Source organism: Polaromonas aquatica (assembly GCF_042659145.1).
Classification (GTDB): Bacteria; Pseudomonadota; Gammaproteobacteria; order Burkholderiales; family Burkholderiaceae_C; genus Polaromonas; species Polaromonas aquatica.
In genome coordinates this window covers 1-3,676 of the sequence record NZ_JBHSRS010000059.1, presented here as the reverse complement: position 1 = coordinate 3,676, position 3,676 = coordinate 1, and the positions used below count along the sequence as shown (strand labels likewise).

General features: G+C 52.1%; 4 protein-coding genes and 1 pseudogene. All 5 read right to left on the bottom strand.

All coding sequences use genetic code 11. The annotated features are described in order from the left end of the window. Positions 1-223: pseudogene (locus ACFQND_RS12465) on the bottom strand (hypothetical protein); the annotation flags it as partial. A 15-nt stretch (positions 224-238) separates the two neighbouring features. Beyond that, positions 239-532, bottom strand: a complete 294-nt coding sequence (locus tag ACFQND_RS12460; RefSeq protein WP_377413686.1) for a hypothetical protein — start codon at positions 530-532, stop codon at positions 239-241. Positions 533-537: 5 nt separating this feature from the next. Beyond that, positions 538-894 carry a hemagglutinin gene (locus ACFQND_RS12455; RefSeq protein ID WP_377413683.1) on the bottom strand — a complete coding sequence of 119 codons (357 nt, stop codon included), beginning with the start codon at positions 892-894 and terminating at the stop codon, positions 538-540. A 123-nt stretch (positions 895-1,017) separates the two neighbouring features. Then, entirely contained in the window at positions 1,018-1,539 is a 522-nt protein-coding gene (locus ACFQND_RS12450) for a hypothetical protein (RefSeq protein WP_377413680.1), read from the bottom strand. Further along, positions 1,536-3,676, bottom strand: a 2,141-nt coding sequence (locus ACFQND_RS12445; RefSeq protein ID WP_377413677.1) for a hemagglutinin repeat-containing protein, incomplete at its 5' end; no start/stop codon positions are given. The genes ACFQND_RS12445 and ACFQND_RS12450, both read right to left, overlap by 4 nt.

The window sequence follows — 3,676 nt, the reverse complement described above, 5'->3', positions numbered from 1 at the left end:
TGGCCGTCAGTGCGCCACCGGCCTGCACATTGGCGGCTTTGGCGTTGAGGTCGTTTCCGGCTGCAAGCCTCAGGTTGCCCTGCGCGTTGATCTGGCTGCCCACGTCGCGGCTCTGCCCATCCGTCAGGAAGTTGTCCCTGTCAAAGAAGACGGCGTTGCTGCCTGCGCTGATGACGATACTGCTGTTGGCTCCGAAGTTGCCGCTACCGATCCCACGCGACAACACCCCTTCCATCCTCTAATTTTGCAGAAATTGTTCTAGTTGACTCTGTAATGAGACAGCCAATTTTTCACTACTGCAATCAAAACTAAATGATTGGGGAAAATCATTCCATACTACAGTCAGAGTGGTTCCAAGATAAGTTATGTGACCAATCCCGGATTGGACACCTTGAAACCAGTCGAAAAAAGACTCCTCTGCGAATTGGCAAAATCTTTGCAAAAAGAGTTCATATCCGCCTTCTGGTGTGAAGTCATGAAGCTCCAATGAAAATTTCTCACTGCTCGAAAATGGCGTAATCTTGTATTTCATACTTTTTACTTCAAAAACCCGGGAGGTGAAAAATTCAAATCGGCACCGCCAGATCGTGATGCGGCCTCAATAATATCTTTCCATGATTTTCCAGATGCCAAAAGTTGCTCCGCCGATGACCCTAAAGAGTTTCCATATTTGGCAACATTCCGAGCTTCGAATTCCGCGAGCAGAACTGGTGGAGTGAGATCTCGATAAGTTATTTTTAACTGATTTCGCTGTTCCATAGCCCAACGGCCAACCTGTTCTTCACTCACTCCCCGAGAAAGCAACGTGTCGGTTTCCGCGCGCAGGTTGCGGGCGGCTTGCTCATACTCAAGCCTCAGATTGGCAACGGCTTTGGGCGTGCGTGATGCCTGCATCCATCAGAGCGCATTGCTGCTCGTCGCCGGGTGTAGCTGGCCAGGAAGCGCTGGCCGGTGAGCTGGGCAATTTGTTCGTTGATTAGGCGCTGTTCGTAGAAGCCATCACCCAGGCGTTTTGCTTCACAAGGTCAGGTTCCAGAGCTCGGCTTTAGCATCCGCATCGGGAGTGCGAAGCGCGTGCAATGCTCTTTCAAATTCCCAAAGCTTGAGTATTCGCAATTCACTCCACATCCATTCATTAACCGCTTGCAGCGCCCTGCAAAAGCTCGGCTCGGATTGCCAAGAACTGCTGGAGATAATGAATGGATTCTCCCGATATAGAGCGAGAGTGGTTTTGTGTTGCGAGATCAAGTCTGTGGATGAATACCGAGCAATCAGAGTTTCAATGTTTTTGGAAAAATAGCATAAGCCTAGCAGTGGCTCTGGAATGGTCGTTCTCTTTTTTGGGTCAAGCCAGATAACGGAAATTTCCTGCATCAACTGATCTACCCCAACGATCAGAATGAAATGAGTAGAGACAAACTCCGCCTGCTTAACCCTGCCATCTTCGGATATTTTTTCTGAGAAACCGAACTCATTAAGACCTTTATACAACTGCACCAGTGCGGACCATTGTTGCGTGATTATTTGAGAGCTGCTCATCGTTTCACCATTTTCCCAGTTGCGGGTTGATAGACGTATCCTCTTTCCGAAAGATACTCAATTTCTCGACCAAACCCAGTTAACGTTCCGTCCGCCTTCGCAATATTTCCGCCGCCACCAAGACTATTCATTGGGCGAAAATCAGGTTTTGTTGCCAAATACAATTCATCTCCACGCTGTATCGCTGCGTCCAAAAATGGCTTATTTACTTGATTCCAGAATGCTTCAGGATTCTGCTTCATTAAAGCCGCAGCGTAATCATCTGGAACATTCAACACATTGAAGCCGCCCGTCTTAGGCTCCAGATACCCCATACTCTTAGGAATGCCCGTTTGCTCGGTAATGATGCCCTGCATGTCAGCCACGTAATTACCAAGCACCGTAGTGGTTTTCCCCGGGACGGCCTGAATCACAACACCGCTTGACGTGGCCAAGGCTTGGGGGCTAGCGACTCCATCTCTGTAAAAATTGTTGGCAATAATCGCCGCCGCATCCGGCGTGATCTCCTTGCCAGTTCTCGCCGCTATAAATTGCTTAACAACAGTGGATGTCAACGCTTTTGCAGCGGCAAGTTCGCCCAGCAATGCAACATCTGCAACTATTAGACCAAGTTCAGCGGCATCCCTCAGCATTGGCGATTTCTGAATGACGTTGATCGCAACTGTCAGTTCATTAATGCTTTTTCGTGCTTCAGCTTTCGCAGAGTCACTCATTGAAGCATCTTGCAGTAGTCGCTCTAACTGTTCTTTCTCCCCCTGGAGGGCGCTTTCGCTCAGAACACTTTTGTAGTTAATGCTTGCACTGTTCTTCGCATTCTGAAGGTCATATTCGATCAAGACGGCAACTTTGCATTTCCCGACATCGTCATTAGCCTCGCAGCCTAATAACTTCTGTGCTTTGCTGCGAATATCGGTGGCTGTCAAGTAATTGTTCACTGTCCCATTGAACCCACTGGCCGCGCCAGCCGCGCCCCCTACAGTAGCCCCAATCGCTGTTCCCGCTGCGGCTATCAGTGCCTGCTTGAGTTCGACGGGAATGTCCAGCTTGGCAATTTCTTCGCCAATCATAGGAATGAAGCTCTGACTTGCAGCGGCACCTGCTGCACCAGCCAGATCACCCGCGAGTCCGCCCACCAGGGCATGCAGCGCAACGCGAGCAGAACCGCCTTCCTTCCACTTGTCGATCTCGGCCTGGTCTTTGTTGGCTATCGCATCCTTGAGCTTTTGCCCTGCATAGTCACCCACAGCTCTGGAAGCCTGCTGCCCAAATGCCGCAGTGATGGCCATCTGCGCATCCATCTCTCTTTGCACCTTCTGGGCATCAAATATCTTTTGTATGCCCGTTTCCGCATCGCCCGTTCTGACCGCTGTATTGCCGGCAATGCCGCTGATACCGGATTGGGTCACGGAGCTTGCGCTGCCTTGCGCGCTGGCAACACCCGCGCCACCGCCGGGCATGTAGATGGTGTTGCCCTTGGGGTCCTGGCCTGAGCCTGTGCTGGCCGAAACGGTGTAGCCTGAGCCGTTGTAATTTGCCGTGTTCTGGATGTCGCTGGTACTTAAGGTGCCGCCGGTCTGGAAGCTGTTCTTGTTGTTATCCACCGCTGCTTGGGTGCTGGCAATCACGCTGCCTTTCAAATCGGTGTTGCCTTGCACATTGACCTGAAAGCCCCCATCACCGGCCTTGATGCCGCTGGTCTCGTTGACGCTTTGGAAGTTGGAGTTGATATGGCTGTTTGAGGCGCTGATGCCTCCGCCCGTGGGAATGAAACCTGGGCCAATCGTGATGGAGCCGCCTGCGCTGCTTTGCTGGCTGTTGTAGGTAGATGTGTCCTGCAAGCTCTCGATATTGAGGTTACCGCCCACGTTGGCCTTGACGGTGTTGGCCGTAACGACTGCGCCCTTGAGGTTGGTGTCTCCGCCGCTTTGCACGATGGCGGTGTTGCCTGCCGTAATGTTTGTATTGGTGTAGCTGGTGTCCTGCCCATCCGAATTGCCCCTGCCCTTGCTGGCGCTGAGGGTCACGCCAGTGTTGCTGCCCAGGCTGACTCCAATGCTGCCCGAGCTACTGGAGTTGGTGCTGCTCTGGCTGGCGGTGTTCTGTGCGGCGAGCAGCTTGACCTGGTTGTCTGCGGCAA

Excerpts from the sequence above, each read along its gene's own strand:
- ACFQND_RS12460 (WP_377413686.1), bottom strand. The coding sequence starts at position 532 with ATGAAATACAAGATTACGCCATTTTCGAGCAGTGAGAAATTTTCATTG.
- ACFQND_RS12455 (WP_377413683.1), bottom strand. The coding sequence starts at position 894 with ATGCAGGCATCACGCACGCCCAAAGCCGTTGCCAATCTGAGGCTTGAG.
- ACFQND_RS12450 (WP_377413680.1), bottom strand. The coding sequence starts at position 1,539 with ATGAGCAGCTCTCAAATAATCACGCAACAATGGTCCGCACTGGTGCAG.